The sequence below is a fragment of the Escherichia sp. WS1265 genome (assembly GCF_046487585.1).
In the GTDB taxonomy this organism is placed as follows: domain Bacteria; phylum Pseudomonadota; class Gammaproteobacteria; order Enterobacterales; family Enterobacteriaceae; genus Escherichia; species Escherichia coli.
This window is the reverse complement of sequence record NZ_JBJQJE010000012.1, coordinates 79,276-101,760: the sequence shown is the minus strand read 5'-3', so window position 1 is coordinate 101,760 and position 22,485 is coordinate 79,276. Positions and strand designations below refer to the sequence as shown.

Annotated in this window: 19 protein-coding genes; 12 read left to right on the top strand and 7 right to left on the bottom strand. The window is 54.6% G+C overall.

Annotated elements, in window-relative coordinates; translation table 11 throughout:
- Position 1: 1 nt before the first annotated feature.
- The 3 genes from ybdZ to wzz(fepE) all read left to right on the top strand — a co-directional run bounded on the left by ybdZ (position 2) and on the right by wzz(fepE) (position 5,447).
- Positions 2 to 220 (top strand): enterobactin biosynthesis protein YbdZ, encoded by a 219-nt coding sequence (gene ybdZ, locus ACJHX3_RS13650; protein WP_000885788.1) that lies wholly within the window; start codon positions 2 to 4, stop codon positions 218 to 220.
- Positions 217 to 4,098 carry an enterobactin non-ribosomal peptide synthetase EntF gene (entF, locus tag ACJHX3_RS13645; RefSeq protein WP_094308238.1) on the top strand — a complete coding sequence of 1,294 codons (3,882 nt, stop codon included), beginning with the start codon at positions 217 to 219 and terminating at the stop codon, positions 4,096 to 4,098. Before ybdZ ends, entF begins: the two co-directional genes overlap by 4 nt.
- Positions 4,099 to 4,313: 215 nt before the next feature.
- Positions 4,314 to 5,447, top strand: a complete 1,134-nt coding sequence (gene wzz(fepE) / locus ACJHX3_RS13640; RefSeq protein WP_000096731.1) for an LPS O-antigen length regulator Wzz(fepE) — start codon at positions 4,314 to 4,316, stop codon at positions 5,445 to 5,447.
- Here wzz(fepE) and fepC read toward each other — a convergent pair.
- From fepC to fepD, 3 genes are read right to left on the bottom strand one after another with little or no spacing between them, the layout of a single operon-like run.
- A complete protein-coding gene (gene fepC / locus ACJHX3_RS13635; RefSeq protein WP_000140646.1) occupies positions 5,444 to 6,259 on the bottom strand; it encodes an iron-enterobactin ABC transporter ATP-binding protein in 816 nt (271 codons plus the stop codon). The two genes, wzz(fepE) and fepC, sit on opposite strands and share 4 nt — an antisense overlap.
- Complete coding sequence (gene fepG / locus ACJHX3_RS13630) at positions 6,256 to 7,248, bottom strand: iron-enterobactin ABC transporter permease (RefSeq protein WP_000640928.1); 993 nt, start codon at positions 7,246 to 7,248, stop codon at positions 6,256 to 6,258. Before fepG ends, fepC begins: the two co-directional genes overlap by 4 nt.
- Positions 7,245 to 8,249, bottom strand: coding sequence for a Fe(3+)-siderophore ABC transporter permease (fepD, locus tag ACJHX3_RS13625; protein WP_094321796.1), 1,005 nt, complete (start codon positions 8,247 to 8,249; stop codon positions 7,245 to 7,247). Before fepD ends, fepG begins: the two co-directional genes overlap by 4 nt.
- 110 nt (positions 8,250 to 8,359) lie before the next feature.
- Between fepD and entS the strand changes: the two genes are divergently transcribed.
- Positions 8,360 to 9,610 (top strand): enterobactin transporter EntS, encoded by a 1,251-nt coding sequence (gene entS, locus ACJHX3_RS13620; protein WP_001041781.1) that lies wholly within the window; start codon positions 8,360 to 8,362, stop codon positions 9,608 to 9,610.
- A 3-nt stretch (positions 9,611 to 9,613) separates the two neighbouring features.
- On the opposite strand, the gene fepB is transcribed toward entS, so the two are convergent.
- Positions 9,614 to 10,570, bottom strand: coding sequence for a Fe2+-enterobactin ABC transporter substrate-binding protein (fepB, locus tag ACJHX3_RS13615; RefSeq protein ID WP_001234345.1), 957 nt, complete (start codon positions 10,568 to 10,570; stop codon positions 9,614 to 9,616).
- 188 nt (positions 10,571 to 10,758) lie between these two features.
- Between fepB and entC the strand changes: the two genes are divergently transcribed.
- The 7 genes from entC to ACJHX3_RS13580 all read left to right on the top strand — a co-directional run bounded on the left by entC (position 10,759) and on the right by ACJHX3_RS13580 (position 18,234).
- A complete protein-coding gene (entC, locus tag ACJHX3_RS13610) occupies positions 10,759 to 11,934 on the top strand; it encodes an isochorismate synthase EntC (protein WP_001366512.1) in 1,176 nt (391 codons plus the stop codon).
- Between the two features lie 9 nt (positions 11,935 to 11,943).
- A complete protein-coding gene (gene entE / locus ACJHX3_RS13605) occupies positions 11,944 to 13,554 on the top strand; it encodes a (2,3-dihydroxybenzoyl)adenylate synthase EntE (protein ID WP_042096338.1) in 1,611 nt (536 codons plus the stop codon).
- A 13-nt stretch (positions 13,555 to 13,567) separates the two neighbouring features.
- Positions 13,568 to 14,425, top strand: a complete 858-nt coding sequence (gene entB, locus ACJHX3_RS13600; RefSeq protein ID WP_001007142.1) for an enterobactin biosynthesis bifunctional isochorismatase/aryl carrier protein EntB — start codon at positions 13,568 to 13,570, stop codon at positions 14,423 to 14,425.
- A complete protein-coding gene (gene entA / locus ACJHX3_RS13595; protein WP_094308236.1) occupies positions 14,425 to 15,171 on the top strand; it encodes a 2,3-dihydro-2,3-dihydroxybenzoate dehydrogenase EntA in 747 nt (248 codons plus the stop codon). Before entB ends, entA begins: the two co-directional genes overlap by 1 nt.
- A gap of 2 nt (positions 15,172 to 15,173) precedes the next feature.
- Positions 15,174 to 15,587 carry a proofreading thioesterase EntH gene (gene entH, locus ACJHX3_RS13590; protein ID WP_000637953.1) on the top strand — a complete coding sequence of 138 codons (414 nt, stop codon included), beginning with the start codon at positions 15,174 to 15,176 and terminating at the stop codon, positions 15,585 to 15,587.
- Between the two features lie 180 nt (positions 15,588 to 15,767).
- Positions 15,768 to 17,873 carry a pyruvate/proton symporter CstA gene (gene cstA / locus ACJHX3_RS13585; protein ID WP_094321795.1) on the top strand — a complete coding sequence of 702 codons (2,106 nt, stop codon included), beginning with the start codon at positions 15,768 to 15,770 and terminating at the stop codon, positions 17,871 to 17,873.
- Positions 17,874 to 18,036: 163 nt separating this feature from the next.
- On the top strand, positions 18,037 to 18,234 hold the full coding sequence (locus ACJHX3_RS13580; protein WP_000460431.1) for a YbdD/YjiX family protein: 198 nt from the start codon (positions 18,037 to 18,039) through the stop codon (positions 18,232 to 18,234).
- A 9-nt stretch (positions 18,235 to 18,243) separates the two neighbouring features.
- Here the strand turns inward: ACJHX3_RS13580 and hcxA are convergent, their stop codons facing one another.
- Positions 18,244 to 19,332 carry a hydroxycarboxylate dehydrogenase HcxA gene (gene hcxA / locus ACJHX3_RS13575; protein ID WP_094308235.1) on the bottom strand — a complete coding sequence of 363 codons (1,089 nt, stop codon included), beginning with the start codon at positions 19,330 to 19,332 and terminating at the stop codon, positions 18,244 to 18,246.
- 107 nt (positions 19,333 to 19,439) lie between these two features.
- On the opposite strand from hcxA, the gene ybdL reads away from it, so the two are divergent.
- Positions 19,440 to 20,600, top strand: a complete 1,161-nt coding sequence (gene ybdL / locus ACJHX3_RS13570) for a methionine-oxo-acid transaminase (protein WP_094308234.1) — start codon at positions 19,440 to 19,442, stop codon at positions 20,598 to 20,600.
- On the opposite strand, the gene ACJHX3_RS13565 is transcribed toward ybdL, so the two are convergent.
- On the bottom strand, positions 20,601 to 21,230 hold the full coding sequence (locus ACJHX3_RS13565) for an IbrB-like domain-containing protein (RefSeq protein ID WP_072146573.1): 630 nt from the start codon (positions 21,228 to 21,230) through the stop codon (positions 20,601 to 20,603).
- Complete coding sequence (locus ACJHX3_RS13560; protein ID WP_094321794.1) at positions 21,203 to 22,423, bottom strand: phosphoadenosine phosphosulfate reductase; 1,221 nt, start codon at positions 22,421 to 22,423, stop codon at positions 21,203 to 21,205. The genes ACJHX3_RS13565 and ACJHX3_RS13560 overlap by 28 nt, the downstream gene beginning before the upstream one ends.
- Positions 22,424 to 22,485: the final 62 nt, after the last annotated feature.

The following is a 22,485-nucleotide window of genomic DNA, read 5'->3' as shown; positions in this document are numbered from 1 at the left end:
TATGGCATTCAGTAATCCCTTCGATGATCCGCAGGGAGCGTTTTACATTTTGCGCAATGCGCAGGGGCAATTCAGTCTGTGGCCGCAACAATGCGCCTTACCGGCAGGCTGGGACGTTGTGTGTCAGCCGCAGTCACAGGCGTCCTGCCAGCAGTGGCTGGAAGCCCACTGGCGTACTCTGACACCGTCGAATTTCACCCAGTTGCAGGAGGCGCAATGAGCCAGCATTTACCTTTGGTCGCCGCACAGCCCGGCATCTGGATGGCAGAAAAACTGTCGGATTTACCCTCCGCCTGGAGCGTGGCGCATTACGTTGAGTTAACCGGAGAGGTTGATGCGCCATTACTGGCCCGCGCGGTGGTTGCCGGATTAGCGCAAGCAGATACGCTGCGGATGCGTTTTACGGAAGATAACGGCGAAGTCTGGCAGTGGGTCGATGATGCGCTGACGTTCGAACTGCCAGAAATTATCGACCTGCGAACCAACATTGATCCGCACGGTACTGCGCGGGCATTAATGCAGGCAGATTTGCAACAAGATCTGCGCGTCGATAGCGGTAAACCACTGGTCTTTCATCAGTTGATACAGGTGGCGGATAACCGCTGGTACTGGTATCAGCGTTATCACCATTTGCTGGTCGATGGCTTCAGTTTCCCAGCCATTACCCGCCAGATCGCCAATATTTACTGCGCATGGCTGCGTGGCGAACCAACGCCTGCTTCGCCGTTTACGCCTTTCGCTGATGTAGTGGAAGAGTACCAGCAATACCGCGAAAGCGAAGCCTGGCAGCGTGATGCGGCATTCTGGGCGGAACAGCGTCGTCAATTGCCGCCGCCCGCGTCACTTTCTCCGGCACCTTTACCGGGGCGCAGCGCCTCGGCAGATATTCTACGCCTGAAACTGGAATTTACCGACGGGGAATTCCGCCAGCTGGCTACGCAACTTTCAGGTGTGCAGCGTACCGATTTAGCACTTGCGTTGGCAGCCTTGTGGCTGGGGCGATTGTGCAACCGCATGGACTACGCTGCCGGATTTATCTTTATGCGTCGACTGGGCTCGGCGGCGCTGACGGCTACCGGACCCGTGCTCAACGTTTTGCCGTTGGGTATTCACATTGCGGCGCAAGAAACGCTGCCGCAACTGGCAACCCGACTGGCAGCACAACTGAAAAAAATGCGTCGTCATCAACGTTACGATGCCGAACAAATTGTCCGTGACAGCGGGCGAGCGGCAGGTGATGAACCGCTGTTTGGTCCGGTACTCAATATCAAGGTATTTGATTACCAACTGGATATTCCTGGTGTTCAGGCGCAAACCCATACCCTGGCAACCGGTCCGGTTAATGACCTTGAACTGGCCCTGTTCCCGGATGAACACGGTGATTTGAGTATTGAGATCCTCGCCAATAAACAGCGTTACGATGAGCCAACGTTAATTCAACATGCTGAACGCCTGAAAATGCTGATTGCCCAGTTCGCCGCGGATCCGGCGCTGTTGTGCGGCGATGTCGATATTATGCTGCCAGGTGAATATGTGCAGCTGGCGCAGATCAACGCCACTCAGGTTGAGATTCCAGAAACCACGCTGAGCGCGCTGGTGGCAGAACAAGCGGCAAAAACACCGGATGCTCCGGCGCTGGCAGATGCGCGTTACCTGTTCAGCTATCGGGAAATGCGCGAGCAGGTGGTGGCGCTGGCGAATCTGCTGCGTGAGCGCGGCGTTAAACCAGGCGACAGCGTGGCGGTGGCGCTACCGCGCTCGGTCTTTTTGACTCTGGCACTACATGCGATTGTTGAAACAGGTGCGGCCTGGTTACCGCTGGATACCGGCTATCCGGACGATCGCCTGAAAATGATGCTGGAAGATGCGCGTCCGTCGCTGTTAATCACCACCGACGATCAACTGCCGCGCTTTGCCGATGTTCCAGATTTAACCAGCCTTTGCTATAACGCCCCGCTTACACCGCAGGGCAGTGCGCCGCTGCAACTTTCACAACCGCACCACACGGCTTATATCATCTTTACCTCTGGCTCCACCGGCAGGCCGAAAGGGGTAATGGTCGGGCAGACGGCTATCGTTAACCGCCTGCTTTGGATGCAAAACCACTACCCGCTTACAGGCGAAGATATCGTTGCCCAAAAAACGCCGTGCAGTTTTGATGTCTCGGTGTGGGAGTTTTTCTGGCCGTTTATTGCCGGGGCTAAACTGGTGATGGCTGAACCGGAAGCGCACCGCGACCCGCTCGCTATGCAGCAATTCTTTGCCGAATATGGCGTAACGACCACGCACTTTGTGCCGTCGATGCTGGCGGCATTTGTTGCATCGCTGACTCCGCAAACCGCTCGTCAGAATTGCGCGACGTTGAAACAGGTTTTCTGTAGTGGTGAGGCCTTACCCGCTGATTTATGCCGCGAATGGCAACAGTTAACCAGCGTGCCGTTGCATAATCTATATGGCCCGACGGAAGCGGCGGTAGATGTCAGCTGGTATCCGGCTTTTGGCGAGGAACTGGCACAGGTGCGCGGTAGCAGTGTGCCGATTGGTTATCCGGTGTGGAATACGGGCCTGCGTATTCTTGATGCGATGATGCATCCGGTGCCGCCAGGTGTGGCGGGTGATCTCTATCTCACCGGTATTCAACTGGCGCAGGGGTATCTGGGACGACCCGATCTGACCGCCAGTCGCTTTATTGCCGATCCTTTTGCCCCAGGTGAACGGATGTACCGTACCGGAGACGTTGCCCGCTGGCTGGATAACGGCGCAGTGGAGTACCTCGGGCGCAGTGACGATCAGCTAAAAATTCGCGGGCAGCGTATCGAACTAGGCGAAATTGATCGCGTGATGCAGGCGCTGCCGGATGTCGAACAGGCCGTTACCCACGCCTGTGTGATTAACCAGGCGGCAGCCACTGGTGGTGATGCGCGTCAGTTGGTGGGCTATCTGGTGTCGCAATCGGGCCTGCCGTTGGATACCACTGCATTGCAGGCGCAGTTGCGCGAAACATTGCCACCGCATATGGTGCCCGTGGTTCTGCTGCAACTTCCGCAGTTGCCGCTTAGCGCCAACGGCAAGCTGGATCGCAAAGCCTTACCGTTGCCTGAACTGAAAGCACAAGCGCCGGGGCGTGCGCCGAAAGCGGGCAGTGAAACGATTATCGCTGCGGCATTCGCGTCGTTGCTGGGTTGTGACGTGCAGGATGCCGATGCTGACTTCTTCGCGCTTGGTGGTCATTCGCTACTGGCAATGAAATTGGCAGCGCAGTTAAGTCGGCAGTTTGCCCGTCAGGTGACGCCGGGGCAGGTGATGGTCGCATCAACCGTCGCCAAACTGGCAACGATTATTGATGGTGACGAGGACAGCTCCCGGCGCATGGGATTCGAAACCATTCTGCCGTTGCGTGAAGGTAATGGCCCGACGCTGTTTTGTTTCCATCCTGCGTCCGGTTATGCCTGGCAGTTCAGCGTGCTCTCGCGTTATCTCGATCCACAATGGTCTATTATCGGCATTCAGTCGCCGCGCCCCAATGGCCCCATGCAGACCGCGGCAAATCTGGATGAAGTCTGCGAAGCGCATCTGGCAACGTTACTTGAACAACAACCGCACGGCCCTTATTACCTGCTGGGGTATTCGCTGGGCGGTACGCTGGCGCAGGGTATTGCGGCGCGGCTGCGTGCCCGTGGTGAACAGGTGGCATTTCTTGGCTTGCTGGATACCTGGCCGCCAGAAACGCAAAACTGGCAGGAAAAAGAGGCTAATGGCCTGGACCCGGAAGTGCTGGCGGAGATTAACCGCGAGCGCGAGGCCTTCCTGGCGGCACAACAGGGAAGTACTTCAACGGAGTTGTTTACCACCATTGAAGGCAACTACGCTGATGCTGTGCGCCTGCTGACGACTGCTCATAGCGTACCGTTTGAAGGTAAAGCGACGCTGTTTGTTGCTGAACGCACACTTCAGGAAGGTATGAATCCCGAACGCGCCTGGTCGCCGTGGATTGCGGAGCTGGATATCTATCGTCAGGATTGTGCGCATGTGGATATTATCTCTCCAGGGGCGTTTGAAAAAATTGGGCCGATTATTCGCGCTACGCTAAACAGGTAAATTAATATTATCCATAAACCTATAATTACAGGAAATGATTATGGGTTTATCATTTATTTAATTTATAAGTTTGGTGGATATTTCTCTTAAATAGAGTGAATGTTGCATTCAGTGGAAGGAATTTACAAACTTCAGCTTCGGATAATTCTCACCAACTGGTAAAGTGAGCGCCGTGGAGATTTTCCCCTATTGGACTCATTTTCAGGTTATACCCCATGTCATCACTGAATATTAAACAGGGAAGCGACGCTCATTTTCCCGAGTATCCTCTGGCGTCGCCCAGTAATAATGAAATTGATTTACTTAATCTAATTGAAGTTTTATGGCGAGCCAAAAAAACGGTCATGGCGGTCGTTTTTGCGTTTGCCTGCGCAGGTTTACTGATCTCTTTCATCCTGCCGCAAAAATGGACCAGCGCGGCGGTTGTCACACCTCCAGAACCTGTTCAGTGGCAGGCGCTTGAGAAAACATTCACTAAGCTTCGTGTGCTGGATCTGGATATCAAAATTGATCGTACAGAAGCATTTAACCTGTTTATCAAGAAGTTTCAGTCGGTTAGCTTGCTGGAAGAGTACCTGCGCTCAACACCTTATGTGATGGACCAATTAAAAGAGGCGAAAATCGACGAACTGGATTTGCATCGCGCAATTGTCGCATTGAGCGAAAAAATGAAAGCGGTTGATGACAATGCCAGTAAGAAAAAAGATGAACCGTCACTGTATACCTCCTGGACGCTAAGTTTTACCGCGCCAACCAGCGAAGAGGCGCAGACCGTTTTGAGCGGGTATATCGATTATATCTCTGCGTTGGTGGTGAAAGAGTCGATAGAAAACGTCCGTAATAAACTGGAGATCAAAACCCAGTTTGAAAAAGAAAAACTGGCTCAGGATCGCATTAAAACGAAAAATCAACTTGATGCAAACATTCAGCGCCTCAATTATTCACTCGACATTGCCAACGCGGCAGGAATTAAAAAGCCCGTTTACAGTAATGGTCAGGCCGTTAAAGATGACCCCGATTTCTCTATTTCTCTCGGCGCAGACGGTATTGAACGCAAACTGGAAATTGAAAAAGCAGTCACTGACGTTGCGGAACTGAACGGTGAATTACGTAATCGTCAGTATCTTGTTGAGCAGTTAACAAAAGCAAATATCAACGATGTGAATTTTACGCCGTTTAAATATCAGTTAAGCCCGTCATTGCCAGTGAAAAAAGACGGTCCGGGTAAGGCGATTATTGTGATCCTTTCTGCGATGATCGGCGGGATGGTGGCTTGTGGTGGCGTGCTGTTGCGCTATGCGATGGCATCCAGAAAACAGGATGCCGTGATGGAAGAGCACTTAGTTTAAATCTTGGCAGTTGAAGGTGCCGTTCGTCCGAGCGGCACCACGAGCGGAGTTCCGGCTACCGGATCGTCAATAATCATGCAGCGCAGACCATAAATGCGCTCGATCAATTCAGCAGTGACAATCTCCTTCGGCGCTCCCTGAGCAACAATTTTCCCTTCCCGCAATGCAATCAAATGGCTGGCGTAACGACAGGCCTGATTAAGATCGTGCAGCACCGCCGCCAGGGTATAGCCTTTCTCGCGGTTCAGTTCGCTTAACAGTTCCAGCAAATCAATCTGATGACTGATATCCAGCCAGGTCGTTGGTTCATCGAGCAGCATAATTGCCGTTTCCTGGGCCAGCACCATTGCTATCCACGCTCGCTGGCGTTGTCCGCCAGAAAGGGTATCCACGCTTTGATCCGCCAGATGGGTGATTCCCGTGGCCTGCATCGCTTTTGTGACGGCCTCTTCATCTTCTTTGCGCCAGCGGGTAAACAGCGGTTGATGCGGGTAACGCCCACGCGCCACCAGCTCCTGCACGGTGATATCTCCCGGCGTGGTGGCGTTTTGCGCCAACAGGCCAATCCGGCGTGCAACCTCTTTACTGGCGTAATGTTGAATGTGCTCACCATCCAGCCAGACATGCCCGTGAGCAGGCGTCATCAGGCGGCTTAAGGTACGCAGTAACGTGGATTTACCGCAGCCATTTGGCCCGATAATTGCCGTGAAGTGACCATCAGGTATTTCTACAGTCAGATTTTCCGCAACGGTATATTTGCCATATCCGAGGGTTAACTGTTCGCCACGCAAACGGGCTACTGATTCGGTCATTTTTTGCGAGACTCCTGAATTAACAAGACGATAAGGTAAATACCGCCGAGGCTGACGGTAACGACGCCAACCGGAAGTTGATACGGCATAAACAGTTGTTGGGCGCAGAGATCGGCCGCCAGCAGTAACAACGCCCCGCACAGCGCCGCCTGGGTCAGCCCCCAGCGAGCGGTGCCGCTAATGCGTCGGGCAATGTGCGGCGCGACTAAAGCAATAAAGGAAATCGGCCCGGCAAGCGCTGTTGCCGCAGCGGTAAGCACCACTGCAACCAGCATCATTAACAGACGCGAACGTTCGACGCTGACGCCCAGCGCACACGCGGTATCATCGCCCATTTCCAGCAAGCGCATCCGGCGTACCAGTAAGGCGGCGGCAATGAGCATCAATATAATGATGGGTGCGGAAGGCGAGGTTTTTGCCCACGTCAGGCCGTTGAGCGATCCGGCATTCCACAAACCCGCTGTTAGCGCCGTTTCTAAAGACGCTTTCAGCAACAGCCAGGTATTAAAGGCCACCAGCATGGCGCGAACGCCGATGCCGATAATAATCAACCGAAAGGTGTCGATGCCGTTACGCCAGGCAAGCAGCCAGACCAACAGCGAAGTGATAATGCCCCCCGCCATTGCTGCCAGGGCAATAGCCGTCAGGTCCTGACCAAACAGCACCATCGCCACCAGCACGCCGCTCCACGCCCCGGTGTTAAAGCCCATTACGTCAGGGCTGCCGAGCGGGTTACGCATCAGCGACTGAAAAATCGCGCCGCTGACGCCCAGCGCCGCGCCAATCAACAGCGCCATCAGCACGCGTGGTAAACGCCATTCGGTGACCACCATCGTCATACTGCGCGGCGTGTCGCCCATCAACGCGGCGAATACCTGCGAAGTTTCCAGCGTGACGGTACCGCTGCGTAATCCCCAGATACCTGCAACCACACAGGCGGTAATTAGCAGCAAACAGGTGATGATTAATCGGCGAGAGACGTAAATCATGCGCCACCTCGCGTTTTACGTCGCACGAGGAAGATCAGCACCGGTGCGCCAATAAAGGCACTGACTACAGAAACGCGCAGTTCGCCGGGCACAATTACCCGCCCGATGATATCGGCAAACAGCAGCAGGGCAGGGGTAGCGAGTAGCGTGACGGGCAGCGACCAGCGATGATCGGCACCTACCAGCCAGCGCGCCATGTGCGGCATCATCAGGCCAATAAAAGCAATCGGGCCAACTACCGCCGTCGCACTACCACAAAGCACGGAAATCGCCAGTAGGCCAATCAACTGTGTGCGTGCTACGCGACTGCCCAGCGCCGTCGCGGTGTCACTGCCAAGGCTTAAACTGTTCAGCGAGCGGCTCAGTAATAGCGCAGTTGCTCCGGCGGTAAGCACCGGGATCAGCACCACTTTTAAGGTGTGTAAATTGCGAATATCCAGCGAACCGGCTTGCCAGAAACGCAGTTGATCGTAGACGTCGGGATTAAGCAGGGCGATACCACTGGTCAGCCCTTCCAGCACCGCCGCCAGCGCCACGCCCGCCAGGGTTAAACGCACCGGACTTAACTGCCCGCCGCCCTGGCTGCCGGTAAAGGCAACAATCAACGAGGCCACCAGCGCCCCGGCGAAGGCCATCGCCAGTTGTTCCTGCGCGGATGAGTAACCAAACAGCGCCGCGCCCAGCACAATGGCAAAGCTGGCTCCGGCGTTCACACCAAGCAAGCCGGGGTCGGCAAGTGGGTTTCGGGTGAGGGTTTGCATCAGCGCCCCTGCAAGCCCAAGCGCACCGCCGGCCAGTAAACCGGCAAGGGTGCGCGGCAGTCGCGCGTCGAGCACGATGGTGCAGTCGGCGCTCTGGCAGGTGCCGGAGATGGCCTCCAGCACTACGGAAGCGGGGAGTGATTTTGCCCCAATGAGCAGGCTTAATGCCGTCGCGATAATCAGTAAGAACAGCAATCCGGGCACGGCAATGGCGCGTGTCACGGCAACAGAACCAGACATACGAACTTCCATGATAATGAAATTAATTATCGTTATCGATCTTATTTGGATATGTTAGCATGTGCAGCCTAAGAATAGGTATTTAAAATATTTGATGGCAAGGCATTGTAATGAATAAACAATCCTGGCTGCTTAACCTCAGCCTGTTGAAAACGCACCCGGCGTTTCGCGCAGTATTCCTCGCTCGTTTTATCTCAATTGTGTCTCTGGGTTTGCTCGGCGTCGCGGTGCCGGTGCAGATCCAGATGATGACGCATTCTACCTGGCAGGTGGGGCTTTCGGTGACGCTGACCGGCGGCGCGATGTTTGTTGGCCTGATGGTCGGCGGTGTGCTGGCGGATCGCTATGAACGCAAAAAAGTGATTTTGCTGGCGCGCGGCACCTGTGGCATTGGCTTCATTGGACTGTGCCTTAATGCACTGCTGCCGGAGCCGTCATTGTTGGCAATCTATTTACTTGGTTTATGGGATGGTTTTTTCGCATCACTTGGCGTTACGGCGCTACTGGCGGCGACACCTGCACTGGTAGGGCGTGAAAACTTAATGCAGGCCGGGGCGATCACCATGTTGACCGTGCGCCTGGGGTCGGTGATTTCGCCCATGATTGGCGGTTTATTGCTGGCGACCGGCGGCGTAGCCTGGAACTACGGGCTGGCGGCGGCGGGCACGTTTATTACCTTGCTGCCGTTATTAAGCCTTCCGGCGTTGCCACCGCCACCTCAGCCGCGTGAGCATCCGTTGAAATCATTACTGGCAGGATTTCGTTTTCTGCTCGCCAGCCCGCTGGTGGGAGGGATTGCGCTGCTGGGTGGTTTATTGACGATGGCGAGCGCGGTGCGGGTACTGTATCCGGCGCTGGCTGACAACTGGCAGATGTCGGCGGCACAGATTGGTTTTCTCTATGCGGCGATCCCGCTCGGCGCGGCTATTGGCGCGTTAACCAGCGGGAAGCTGGCACATAGCGCGCGACCAGGGTTATTGATGCTGCTCTCCACGCTGGGATCGTTCCTCGCCATTGGGCTGTTTGGCCTGATGCCGATGTGGATTTTAGGCGTGATTTGTCTGGCGCTATTCGGCTGGCTGAGCGCGGTCAGCTCGTTGCTGCAATACACAATGCTGCAAACGCAAACCCCGGAAGCGATGTTAGGGCGGATTAACGGTTTGTGGACGGCGCAAAACGTGACGGGCGATGCCATAGGTGCGGCGCTGTTAGGCGGTCTGGGAGCGATGATGACACCGGTTGCTTCCGCAAGCGCGAGCGGTTTTGGTTTGTTGATTATCGGTGTGTTGTTATTGCTGGTGCTGGTGGAGTTGCGACGTTTTCGCCAGACGCCGCCGCAGGTGACAGCGTCCGACAGTTAATGCTTAAAACAGCGCCTTAAGTCGTTCCAGCACTTGCATGGCGCTGTAGTAATCCAGTCGGAACGTCTCGGTTCCCAGCGCATAAACCTGCTTGTTTTGTACTGCAGGCAGGTGCGCGAGCAGCGGATTAGCATAAATAGCATCGGCATCTTTCTGATCACCGGCGAACAGGAATAGTGACTCGCCATTTAACCCTGCAGCCAGATTTTCCCCACCAAGCTGAACGATATCATGACGTTTGCCCTGGCTTTGGCTGGCGTTTAACCCTGCGGGCAATTTCGCCAACGTAAAGCCGAGTTGTTCCAGCATCTGCCCTTGTGCTGATTCCGGCGTCCAGAGATTGGCACTGTGTGCAGCGGCGGTATAGACAATGGCAGTGACCGGCTGCGGCGGTAATTTGATTTGCTCTTTCGCCGCCGCCAGTTGCTTATCAAACTGTGCAATCCGCTCTGCCGCTTGTTTCTCATGCCCGGTAATTTCGCCAAGTTGCGTTAACAGCGCCTGCCAGCTTTTGTCGTCGTAATTGATGATTAATGTTGGGGCGATGGTAGAAAGCTGATCGTACAGCGCCAGCGCCGAATCCCCGCCAGTTGCGCTAATTAAAATCAGATCCGGCATTTGCGCGGCAACGGCTTCGGCGCTCGGTTCGCCGATATAGAGCCGTTGCAGTTTGCGTTCTTTCGCCACCTTGCTCCACTGGCGTAAAAAGCCCTGGTCATCCGCGACGCGGTTATTCGGCGTGGTCGCGCCGCTGGCAATCACCGGAGCATCAATCGCCAGCAGTGAGCCGGTCAGGGTGACGCTGGTGGAAACAATACGCTGCGGCTGGCTTTCCAGGGTATGAGTGCCCCGGCTGTCAGTAATCTGACGCGGCCAGTCGGCGGCCTGAACTGCGACTATTCCTGAAAGCAAAAGTCCTGTTAATAGAAGGGCGTTGCGGTAGAGCGGGGCGAGTCTCACAAGTCAGCTTCCTGTTATTAATGAAGTTAATGCTTCTCATTTTCATTGTAACCACAACCAGATGCAACCCCGAGTTGCAGATTGCGTTACCTCAAGAGTTGACATAGTGCGCGTTTGCTTTTAGGTTAGCGACCGAAAATATAAATGATAATCATTATTAAAGCCTTTATCATTTTGTGGAGGATGATATGGATACGTCACTGGCTGAGGAAGTACAGCAGACCATGGCAACACTTGCGCCCAATCGCTTTTTCTTTATGTCGCCGTACCGCAGTTTTACGACGTCAGGATGTTTCGCCCGCTTCGATGAACCGGCTGTGAACGGGGATTCGCCCGACAGTCCCTTCCAGCAAAAACTCGCCGCGCTGTTTGCCGATGCCAAAGCGAAGGGCATCAAAAATCCGGTGATGGTCGGGGCGATTCCCTTCGATCCACGTCAGCCTTCATCGCTGTATATTCCTGAATCCTGGCAGTCGTTCTCCCGCCAGGAAAAACAAGCTTCCGCACGCCGTTTCACCCGCAGCCAGTCGCTGAACGTGGTGGAACGTCAGGCAATTCCGGATCAAACCACGTTTGAACAGATGGTTGCTCGCGCCGCCGCACTTACCGCCACGCCGCAGGTCGACAAAGTGGTGTTGTCACGGTTGATTGATATCACCACTGACGCCGCCATTGATAGTGGCGTATTGCTGGAACGGTTGATTGCGCAAAACCCGGTTAGTTACAACTTCCATGTCCCGCTGGCTGATGGTGGCGTTCTGCTGGGGGCCAGCCCGGAACTGCTGCTACGTAAAGACGGCGAGCGTTTTAGCTCCATTCCGTTAGCCGGTTCCGCGCGTCGTCAGCCGGATGAAGTGCTCGATCGCGAAGCGGGTAATCGTCTGCTGGCGTCAGAAAAAGATCGCCATGAACATGAACTGGTGACTCAGGCGATGAAAGAGGTACTGCGCGAACGAAGTAGTGAGTTACACGTCCCTTCTTCTCCACAACTGATCACCACGCCGACGCTGTGGCATCTCGCAACTCCCTTTGAAGGTAAAGCGAATTCGCATGAGAACGCACTGACGCTGGCCTGTCTGCTGCATCCGACCCCCGCGCTGAGCGGTTTCCCGCATCAGGCCGCGACCCAGGTTATTGCTGAACTGGAGCCGTTCGACCGCGAACTGTTTGGCGGCATTGTGGGTTGGTGTGACAGCGAAGGTAACGGCGAGTGGGTGGTGACCATCCGCTGCGCGAAGCTGCGGGAAAATCAGGTGCGTCTGTTTGCCGGAGCGGGGATTGTGCCTGCGTCGTCACCGTTGGGTGAGTGGCGCGAAACGGGCGTCAAACTTTCTACCATGTTGAACGTTTTTGGATTGCATTAAGGAGTGAGGATGAGCATTCCATTCACCCGCTGGCCGGAAGAGTTTGCCCGTCGCTATCGGGAAAAAGGCTACTGGCAGGATTTGCCGCTGACCGACATTCTGACCCGTCATGCCGCAAGCGACAGCATCGCGGTCATCGACGGCGAGCGGCAGTTGAGTTACCGGGAACTGAATCAGGCGGCGGATAACCTCGCGTGTAGTTTGCGCCGTCAGGGCATTAAACCTGGTGAAACTGCGCTGGTACAACTGGGTAACGTCGCTGAACTGTACATTACTTTTTTCGCGCTGCTGAAACTGGGCGTTGCGCCGGTGCTGGCGCTGTTCAGCCATCAGCGTAGTGAACTGAACGCCTATGCCAGCCAGATTGAACCGGCGTTACTGATTGCCGATCGCCAGCATGCGCTGTTTAGCGGAGATGATTTCCTCAATACATTTGTTGCAGAGCATTCCTCCATTCGCGTGGTGCAACTGCACAACGACAGCGGTGAGCATAACTTGCAGGATGCGATTAACCATCCGGCTGAGGATTTTACTGCCACGCCGTCACCTGCTGATGAAGTGGCCTATTTCCAGCTTTCCGGCGGCACCACCGGCACACCGAAACTGATCCCGCGCACTCATAACGACTACTACTACAGCGTGCGTCGTAGCGTCGAGATTTGTCAGTTCACACAACAGACACGCTACCTGTGCGCGATCCCGGCGGCTCATAACTACGCCATGAGTTCGCCAGGATCGCTGGGCGTATTTCTCGCTGGCGGCACTGTCGTTCTGGCTGCCGACCCCAGCGCCACGCTCTGCTTCCCATTGATTGAAAAACATCAGGTGAACGTCACCGCGCTGGTGCCGCCGGCAGTCAGCCTGTGGTTGCAGGCGCTGACCGAAGGCGAAAGCCGGGCGCAGCTTGCCTCGCTGAAACTGTTACAGGTCGGCGGCGCACGTCTTTCTGCCACGCTTGCGGCGCGTATTCCCGCTGAGATTGGCTGCCAGTTGCAGCAGGTATTCGGCATGGCGGAAGGGCTGGTGAACTACACCCGTCTTGATGATAGCGCGGAGAAAATTATCCATACCCAGGGTTACCCAATGTGCCCGGACGATGAAGTGTGGGTTGCCGATGCTGAAGGAAATCCACTGCCGCAAGGAGAAGTTGGACGCCTGATGACCCGCGGTCCGTACACCTTCCGTGGCTATTACAAAAGCCCGCAGCACAATGCCAGCGCCTTTGATGGCAACGGTTTTTACTGTTCCGGCGATCTGATCTCTATTGATCCAGAGGGGTACATCACCGTGCAGGGGCGCGAGAAAGATCAGATCAACCGTGGCGGCGAGAAGATCGCTGCCGAAGAGATCGAAAACCTGCTGCTGCGCCATCCGGCGGTGATCTACGCCGCACTGGTGAGCATGGAAGATGAGCTGATGGGCGAAAAAAGCTGTGCTTATCTGGTGGTAAAAGAGCCTCTACGCGCGGTGCAGGTGCGTCGTTTCCTGCGTGAACAGGGTATTGCCGAATTTAAATTACCGGATCGCGTGGAGTGTGTGGATTCACTTCCGCTGACGGCGGTCGGGAAAGTCGATAAAAAACAATTACGTCAGTGGCTGGCGTCACGCGCATCAGCCTGAAGGAGAGAACACGATGGCTATTCCAAAATTACAGGCTTACGCACTGCCGGAGTCTCACGATATTCCGCAGAATAAAGTTGACTGGGCCTTTGAACCGCAACGTGCCGCGTTGTTAATCCATGATATGCAGGACTATTTTGTCAGCTTCTGGGGCGAGAACTGCCCAATGATGGAGCAGGTGATCGCGAATATTGCGGCACTACGCGACTACTGCAAACAGCACAATATCCCGGTTTATTACACCGCCCAGCCGAAAGAGCAGAGCGATGAAGATCGGGCGCTGTTGAATGATATGTGGGGGCCAGGCCTGACCCGTTCGCCGGAACAGCAAAAGGTGGTGGATCGCCTGACGCCAGATGCCGACGACACGGTGCTGGTGAAGTGGCGCTACAGCGCGTTTCATCGTTCTCCGCTGGAGCAAATGCTCAAAGAGAGTGGACGTAACCAGCTGATTATTACCGGGGTATATGCCCACATTGGCTGTATGACCACCGCAACCGACGCATTTATGCGCGATATTAAACCGTTTATGGTGGCGGATGCGCTGGCCGATTTCAGCCGTGACGAGCATTTGATGTCGCTGAAATATGTGGCCGGACGGTCTGGCCGGGTGGTGATGACTGAAGAATTACTGCCAGCACCTGTCCCCGCCAGCAAAGCGGCGCTGCGTGAGGTTATCCTGCCGTTGCTGGACGAGTCCGATGAACCGTTCGATGACGACAACCTGATCGACTACGGTCTGGATTCGGTGCGCATGATGGCGCTGGCAGCGCGTTGGCGCAAAGTGCATGGCGATATCGACTTTGTCATGCTGGCGAAAAACCCGACCATCGACGCCTGGTGGAAGCTACTTTCCCGCGAGGTGAAATAATGGATTTCAGCGGTAAAAATGTCTGGGTAACTGGCGCGGGGAAAGGTATCGGCTACGCCACGGCGCTGGCGTTTGTTGAGGCGGGAGCGAAAGTCACTGGTTTTGATCAAGCGTTCGCGCAGGAGCAATATCCCTTTGCGACCGAAGTGATGGATGTTGCCGATGCTGCGCAGGTGGCGCAGGTATGTCAGCGACTGTTAGCTGAAACGGAGCGACTGGACGTGCTGGTCAATGCGGCGGGAATTTTGCGTATGGGCGCGACCGATCAGCTCAGTAAGGAAGACTGGCAGCAGACTTTTGCGGTCAATGTCGGCGGTGCGTTTAACCTGTTCCAGCAGACCATGAACCAGTTTCGCCGTCAGCGGGGCGGGGCGATTGTTACTGTTGCGTCCGACGCCGCACACACGCCGCGCATTGGTATGAGTGCTTACGGTGCGTCGAAAGCGGCGCTGAAAAGTTTGGCATTGAGCGTCGGGCTGGAACTGGCGAGTAGCGGCGTGCGCTGTAATGTGGTTTCGCCTGGCTCCACCGACACCGATATGCAACGCACGCTGTGGGTGAGCGATGACGCCGAAGAGCAGCGTATTCGCGGCTTTGGCGAGCAGTTTAAACTCGGCATTCCGCTGGGGAAAATCGCCCGTCCACAGGAGATCGCCAATACGATTTTGTTCCTCGCCTCTGATCTCGGCAGCCATATCACCCTACAGGATATTGTGGTCGATGGCGGCTCAACGCTGGGGGCATAAGCATGATCTGGAAACGCCATTTAACGCTCGACGAGCTGAACGCCACCAGCGATAACACAATGGTGGCGCATCTGGGAATTGTGTATACCCGTCTGGGCGATGATGTGCTGGAAGCCGAAATGCCGGTTGATACCCGTACTCATCAGCCGTTTGGCCTGCTGCATGGCGGCGCGTCGGCGGCGCTGGCGGAAACGCTGGGATCGATGGCCGGATTTATGATGACCCGCGACGGACAGTGTGTGGTGGGCACGGAACTTAACGCCACCCATCATCGCCCGGTGTCTGAAGGCAAGGTACGTGGCGTCTGCCAGCCGCTGCATCTTGGGCGGCAAAATCAGAGTTGGGAAATTGTTGTTTTCGATGAACAGGGGCGGCGTTGCTGCACTTGTCGGCTGGGTACGGCAGTTTTGGGATGAGCCCGACAGAATTAAATGAGATTGCAGGAAAACTCGGTTAACGGAGTGATCGAGTTAACATTGTTAAGTTAAATATTGGTTTCAACTCCGATTTACATGGTTGCTGTGTTGTTAAATTGTACAAAGATGTTATAGAAACAAAATGTAACATCTCTATGGACACGCACACGGATAACAACTATGAACAAATCAGGGAAATACCTCGTCTGGACAGTGCTCTCTGTAATGGGAGCATTTGCTCTGGGATATATTGCTTTAAATCGTGGGGAACAGATCAACGCGCTGTGGATTGTGGTGGCGTCGGTCTGTATCTATCTGATCGCTTACCGTTTTTATGGTCTGTATATCGCCAAAAATGTGCTGGCGGTTGACCCGACGCGTATGACGCCAGCGGTGCGCCATAACGACGGCCTGGACTATGTGCCGACGGACAAAAAAGTGCTGTTCGGTCACCATTTTGCGGCCATTGCCGGAGCAGGTCCGTTGGTTGGGCCGGTACTGGCGGCGCAAATGGGTTACCTGCCAGGGATGATCTGGCTGCTCGCTGGGGTGGTTCTCGCCGGTGCGGTGCAGGATTTCATGGTGCTGTTTGTTTCTACGCGCCGCGATGGTCGCTCGCTGGGTGAGTTGGTCAAAGAAGAGATGGGGCCAACCGCCGGGGTGATTGCGCTGGTGGCCTGCTTTATGATCATGGTCATTATCCTTGCCGTGCTGGCGATGATCGTGGTGAAAGCCCTGACTCATAGCCCGTGGGGAACGTATACCGTTGCGTTCACCATTCCGCTGGCGCTGTTTATGGGGATCTACCTGCGCTATTTGCGTCCGGGGCGTATTGGCGAAGTGTCGGTGATTGGCCTGGTATTCCTGATTTTCGCCATTATCTCTGGCGGCTGGGTGGCAGAAAGCCCGACCTGGGCACCGTACTTTGATTTTACGGGTGTGCAGCTGACCTGGATGCTGGTGGGTTACGGCTTCGTGGCGGCGGTGCTGCCGGTGTGGCTGCTGCTGGCTCCGCGTGACTACCTCTCTACCTTCCTGAAAATCGGGACTATCGTCGGTCTGGCGGTAGGCATTCTGATCATGCGCCCGACGCTGACCATGCCTGCGCTGACTAAATTTGTTGATGGCACTGGCCCGGTATGGACCGGTAACCTGTTCCCGTTCCTGTTTATCACCATCGCTTGTGGCGCGGTGTCTGGCTTCCATGCGCTGATCTCTTCCGGTACCACGCCGAAGATGCTGGCGAACGAAGGGCAGGCGTGTTTTATCGGCTACGGCGGGATGTTAATGGAATCCTTCGTAGCGATTATGGCGCTGGTTTCCGCCTGTATCATCGATCCAGGTGTGTACTTCGCCATGAACAGCCCGATGGCGGTGCTGGCTCCTGCAGGGACGGCGGATGTAGTCGCTTCTGCCGCGCAGGTGGTGAGTAGCTGGGGCTTTGCGATTACCCCGGATACGCTAAACCAGATTGCCAGCGAAGTGGGTGAACAGTCGATCATTTCCCGTGCGGGCGGTGCGCCGACCCTGGCGGTGGGGATGGCCTACATTCTGCACGGTGCGCTGGGCGGCATGATGGATGTGGCGTTCTGGTATCACTTCGCCATTCTGTTTGAAGCACTGTTTATTCTGACGGCGGTGGATGCAGGTACGCGTGCTGCGCGCTTTATGTTGCAGGATCTGCTGGGCGTGGTGTCTCCGGGCCTGAAACGGACCGATTCACTGCCTGCTAATCTGCTGGCAACGGCGCTGTGCGTGCTGGCGTGGGGCTACTTCCTGCATCAGGGCGTGGTCGATCCGCTGGGCGGTATTAACACCTTGTGGCCGCTGTTTGGTATTGCCAACCAGATGCTGGCAGGGATGGCGCTGATGCTCTGTGCTGTGGTGCTGTTCAAAATGAAACGTCAACGTTACGCCTGGGTGGCGCTGGTACCAACGGCCTGGCTGCTGATTTGTACCCTGACCGCAGGCTGGCAGAAAGCGTTTAGCCCGGATGCGAAAGTCGGCTTCCTGGCCATTGCTAATAAGTTTCAGGCAATGATCGACAGCGGCAATATTCCGTCGCAGTATACTGAGTCACAGCTGGCGCAACTGGTGTTCAACAACCGTCTGGATGCCGGGTTAACCATCTTCTTTATGGTGGTCGTGGTGGTTCTGGCACTGTTCTCGATTAAGGCGGCACTTGCGGCATTGAAAGAGCCGAAGCCAACGGCGAAAGAAACGCCGTATGAGCCAATGCCGGAAAATGTCGAGGAGATCGTGGCGCAGGCAAAAGGCGCGCACTAAAGTCAGAGTGAGGGGGGAATGTTGGCGAATGTTGGCGAAAGTTGGCATGGTGCCGAGGGTTCCCCCTCACCCTAACCCTCTCCCCGGTGGGGCGAGGGGACTGACCGAGCGCGTTGATAGCTATTAATGCACTCTATCAGCAACCTGTTTACCGGAGGTATTGATGTTTGATTCACTGGCAAAAGCCGGAAAATATTTAGGTCAGGCGGCGAAGCTGATGATTGGTATGCCTGATTACGACAACTATGTCGAACATATGCGGGTTAACCATCCCGATCAAACGCCGATGACCTACGAGGAGTTTTTCCGTGAGCGGCAGGACGCGCGCTACGGTGGAAAAGGCGGCGCGCGCTGCTGCTAAATGTGTACGTCAGGCTTTAAACGATTCCACTTTTTCGAACGCTGCACGCAACGTATCCGGTGTCAGCGTGACCGGCAGGTAATGAATGGATTCCACCGGACGCAAGGTGTGGGCAATCACTTTGTCGATCTCCGCCTGATTATTGATATCCACTTCCAGCTCCGCCAGCGTAGTCGGCAGATGAAAACGCTGATACGCTCCAGTTAATTGCGCCAGCACATCATCCTGACCCAGCAAGGCGCTTTGCACCAGAATTCCGTAGGCGACTTTGGTGCCGTGGAGAAACTTCTCGGTTTGCGGCAGCACGGTCAGACCGTTATGCACGGCATGAGCTGCTGCCACACGCGTAAAACGATCGCCCAGACCACCAACCATCCCACCACCAGCAATAATGGCATCCACCACATCGCAAAATGATTGCGTTAACTGCTGATTTTGCTGATCGGCAAGCGCCTGTTCGCTACTGTTTAACAAGACGTCGCGAATGGCCTGCGCATTATTGATTCCCAGCCGCACGGTTAGCGGCAACGTTTCTGGTTGCGGAGCCAGCACCACCGCTTCATACCATTTCGCCAGCGTGTCACCGATCCCCGCCAGTAGATATTCTTGTGGCGCATTGAGGATAATCTCCGGTTCCACCAGCACCATAAAATTGGCGTCGTCGAAAATCTCATAATGCAGCGCTTGTCCGGCATCGTTATACCAGACGGAGAGCGGTGTCCAGGCGGCGCAGGTAGCGGCGATTGTCGGAACGGCAACAAACGGCAGACCGAGACGGCGGGCGAGGGCTTTCGCGGTGTCGAGCAGTGCGCCGCCGCCGACGCCAATCACCACGCTGCGGTCGTCACCGGAGTCAGCCGCCAGTTGTTGTACATCGCTTTCGCTGCAATGGCCGCGAAACAAAATATGCGTTGCCCCTGGCAGTTCAAACGCTGGCGGAAGTTTGGTTTGCGCCGCAGCAATGGCGCGTTCGCCGTAGATCCACACTGCGCGAGAAAGCTGTTCATCAGTGAAAAAATCATGCAGGTGATTGAGACTGCCGGGATGTGAAAAGTAGTTAGCCGGGCCGACGACCACGCGGATAGGGTTGTGAGGCATGTTGTGTTGTCCTTATTGTTTTATTTAGACATCTAAACGTCTTGATTGCCAAATACTAGCATCGTGTTATAGTGCCTTCAACACAACTTCGTCAGGCACAATAAAAAATGACAAATAACCCTCTGATTCCACAAAGCAAACTTCCACAACTTGGCACCACTATTTTCACCCAGATGAGCGCGTTGGCGCAGCAACACCAGGCGATTAACCTGTCGCAAGGCTTTCCTGATTTTGATGGTCCGCGCTATTTGCAGGAGCGGCTGGCGTACCATGTTGACCAGGGGGCAAACCAATACGCGCCTATGACTGGCGTGCAGGCCTTGCGCGAGGCGATTGCTCAGAAAACGGAACGTCTGTATGGCTATCAACCGGATGCCGATAGTGATATCACCGTAACGGCAGGGGCGACGGAAGCGTTATATGCAGCGATTACCGCATTGGTGCGCAATGGTGATGAAGTGATCTGCTTTGATCCCAGCTATGACAGTTACGCGCCCGCCATCGCGCTTTCGGGGGGAATAGTGAAACGTATTGCACTGCAACCACCTCATTTTCGCGTGGACTGGCAGGAATTTGCCGCATTGTTAAGCGAGCGCACCCGACTGGTGATCCTCAACACCCCGCATAACCCCAGTGCAACTGTCTGGCAGCAGGCTGATTTCGCCGCTTTGTGGCAGGCAATTGCCGGGCACGAGATTTTTGTCATTAGCGATGAAGTTTACGAGCACATCAACTTTTCACAACAGGGCCATGCCAGCGTGCAGGCGCATCCGCAGCTGCGTGAGCGGGCGGTGGCAGTTTCTTCATTTGGCAAGACCTATCATATGACCGGCAGGAAAGTGGGTTATTGCGTTGCGCCAGCGCCCATCAGCGCTGAAATTCGCAAGGTACACCAGTATCTGACCTTTTCGGTGAATACCCCGGCACAGCTGGCACTTGCGGATATGCTACGTGCAGAACCTGAGCATTATCTTGCGTTACCGGACTTTTATCGCCAGAAGCGCGATATTCTGGTGAACGCCTTAAATGAAAGCCGGCTGGAGATACTACCCTGCGAAGGTACATACTTTTTGCTGGTGGATTACAGCGCGGTTTCTACCCTGGATGACGTTGAGTTTTGCCAGTGGCTGACGCGGGAGCACGGTGTAGCGGCGATTCCGCTGTCGGTGTTTTGCGCCGAGCCCTTCCCCCATAAACTGATTCGTCTCTGTTTTGCCAAGAAGGAACCGACGTTGCTGGCAGCAGCTGAACGCCTGCGCCAGCTGTAGTTATTTAACCGTCCAGGCGCGGGAAAATTGACGGTCGGCAAACAGTTCTTGCAGGCCGTTAATTTGCTTCAGGCGCAGCACTTCGTCGCCGTCCATTCCCAGCTCTTTGCCGATTTTATGATCGTCCCATCCCAACTGGCTGAGTTCACGGACGATTTCTGACATGGCAGTGATTTGGTGACGTCCACGGGCGCGATTATGACGAATAGTCGCGGCGATGCGTTGATTACGCGTACCTTCCAGACAGGTCACCGGCAAATAACCTTTTAAGCGTAATTTTAACGATGATGAGCCTTTACCAATTTCATGGCGGTGAAAACCATCCACGATTTCCAGGGCATTTTTATCCGTATGCGTGACCACAATGGGTTGCGTAAAGCCATCTATTTCAATGGATTTTTGCAGCAGTTTCTTCTCTGGTGGTGCCACATTATTGGGATTGTAATCATTCGGCACGAGCTGGCTATTTTTCACCCACAAAACACAATCCACCGGCTCTTCACGAAAAGGACTGACCTTATGGATCGCCATGCGGATTTCATTAATCGCTTTGATGCGATCGTCTTCCGGCAAGCTGGCGAGAAATTGGGTTAAATCCTGCGTTAATCGTTGTTGCATAGTATCCCCCATTCCTGACGTTTTCCTTTTATCCGTTCGTTATAACGCTGATAGTTCTTCGCTTTGGTCGGGCTAAATGATAATGCCCGACACCAGTAATCGTTATTGAGTAAAACTTTGCATATCCGCCGCCAGGAGGGGATATCTTTCGCGCCAATGTCCCCTTGCTGGGGTTGTGGAACCTCGATGCCTTTTTTCTGATACCAGTGCAAATAAATGGCGATTTTATTGCGGTAATGCTCAGCTGTTTTTTCCGGCATGCTATTGAGCAGCAATAATGCATATTCTTGCCAGTCTAAATGTTCCGGCTTGAGGATTTTACGATGGCCATAAAAATGGTTGTCATGTCCGGCGTAAATGCCGCCACTTTTTACCCCGCTGACTCGTGCGCACATAGCAGCCCAGCGATCCGGTTCGATAACGTGATAGAGCCATAATCCTTGTCGTTGCTCCGGGCCAAAAGGTTCGCAAATTCGCATATGACGCAGAGGAACGCCTGCCTGATACATTAGGTTATACAGTGGGTTGCAGAGACTTTGATGATTTGCATACCAGGTCCAGATATCAGCCACTTTCCAGTCGTAAATGGGGTAAATGTACCAGCTATGACCGCCTGGTGCGGCCGTAGTCCAGGGTTTATCGTCGGCAAAACGTTGTTTATTTAAACTGGCGATGGCGACAAAACGGTTGTAGGACTCATCCGCACGGATGCCGATCATCATCGCCGCCGGACGTTTTTGTGAAAACCATTCAGCAAACTCACGCACAAATTGTTCGAAGGTCATGCCTGGCTGGTAAAAGGAGAAAAAGTCAGGATCGGTTATCGCATCTTGCGGGGGCTGACGCACCCATTCGACATCAGGTTCCCAGCACTGCCATTCGGGTTGGTATTGTGAAAGGGAATTTTGCGTCGTAAGCGGGAGCGCAACCCAGTAAAACTCTTCGATCACATCGGTGTACAACTCGCGCAGGGACTGAACATAGTTAATGGTGCAAGAGAATTGCGCCTCCCAGTCGATAAACAAAACGCAGATTTTTTTGCCCATTTGTCGAGCAAGTTCGGCTGTCAGATGCAGCATTAAACCAGAGTCTTTGCCGCCAGAAAATGAGACACAAACGCGGGGTAGGGTGTTAAGTGTCCAGGTAATACGCTCTCGTGCAGCTTCCAGAATATTGAGCGGAAGAGGAATTTTATAAATAGACATCTGAAGACGCTCTCTGAACGTTACAGGGTGATCAGTGAGATAAGACTGTTAATTATAAAGTA

Bases quoted from the DNA above. Each gene is read 5' to 3' on its own strand.
- entB (WP_001007142.1), top strand. From the start codon at position 13,568: ATGGCTATTCCAAAATTACAGGCTTACGCACTGCCGGAGTCTCACGAT.
- cstA (WP_094321795.1), top strand. From the start codon at position 15,768: ATGAACAAATCAGGGAAATACCTCGTCTGGACAGTGCTCTCTGTAATG.
- fepC (WP_000140646.1), bottom strand. From the start codon at position 6,259: ATGACCGAATCAGTAGCCCGTTTGCGTGGCGAACAGTTAACCCTCGGA.
- ACJHX3_RS13560 (WP_094321794.1), bottom strand. From the start codon at position 22,423: ATGTCTATTTATAAAATTCCTCTTCCGCTCAATATTCTGGAAGCTGCA.
- ACJHX3_RS13565 (WP_072146573.1), bottom strand. From the start codon at position 21,230: ATGGGGGATACTATGCAACAACGATTAACGCAGGATTTAACCCAATTT.
- ybdZ (WP_000885788.1), top strand. From the start codon at position 2: ATGGCATTCAGTAATCCCTTCGATGATCCGCAGGGAGCGTTTTACATT.
- entF (WP_094308238.1), top strand. From the start codon at position 217: ATGAGCCAGCATTTACCTTTGGTCGCCGCACAGCCCGGCATCTGGATG.
- entS (WP_001041781.1), top strand. From the start codon at position 8,360: ATGAATAAACAATCCTGGCTGCTTAACCTCAGCCTGTTGAAAACGCAC.
- fepG (WP_000640928.1), bottom strand. From the start codon at position 7,248: ATGATTTACGTCTCTCGCCGATTAATCATCACCTGTTTGCTGCTAATT.
- entC (WP_001366512.1), top strand. From the start codon at position 10,759: ATGGATACGTCACTGGCTGAGGAAGTACAGCAGACCATGGCAACACTT.
- entH (WP_000637953.1), top strand. From the start codon at position 15,174: ATGATCTGGAAACGCCATTTAACGCTCGACGAGCTGAACGCCACCAGC.
- hcxA (WP_094308235.1), bottom strand. From the start codon at position 19,332: ATGCCTCACAACCCTATCCGCGTGGTCGTCGGCCCGGCTAACTACTTT.
- ACJHX3_RS13580 (WP_000460431.1), top strand. From the start codon at position 18,037: ATGTTTGATTCACTGGCAAAAGCCGGAAAATATTTAGGTCAGGCGGCG.
- entA (WP_094308236.1), top strand. From the start codon at position 14,425: ATGGATTTCAGCGGTAAAAATGTCTGGGTAACTGGCGCGGGGAAAGGT.
- ybdL (WP_094308234.1), top strand. From the start codon at position 19,440: ATGACAAATAACCCTCTGATTCCACAAAGCAAACTTCCACAACTTGGC.
- fepD (WP_094321796.1), bottom strand. From the start codon at position 8,249: ATGTCTGGTTCTGTTGCCGTGACACGCGCCATTGCCGTGCCCGGATTG.
- entE (WP_042096338.1), top strand. From the start codon at position 11,944: ATGAGCATTCCATTCACCCGCTGGCCGGAAGAGTTTGCCCGTCGCTAT.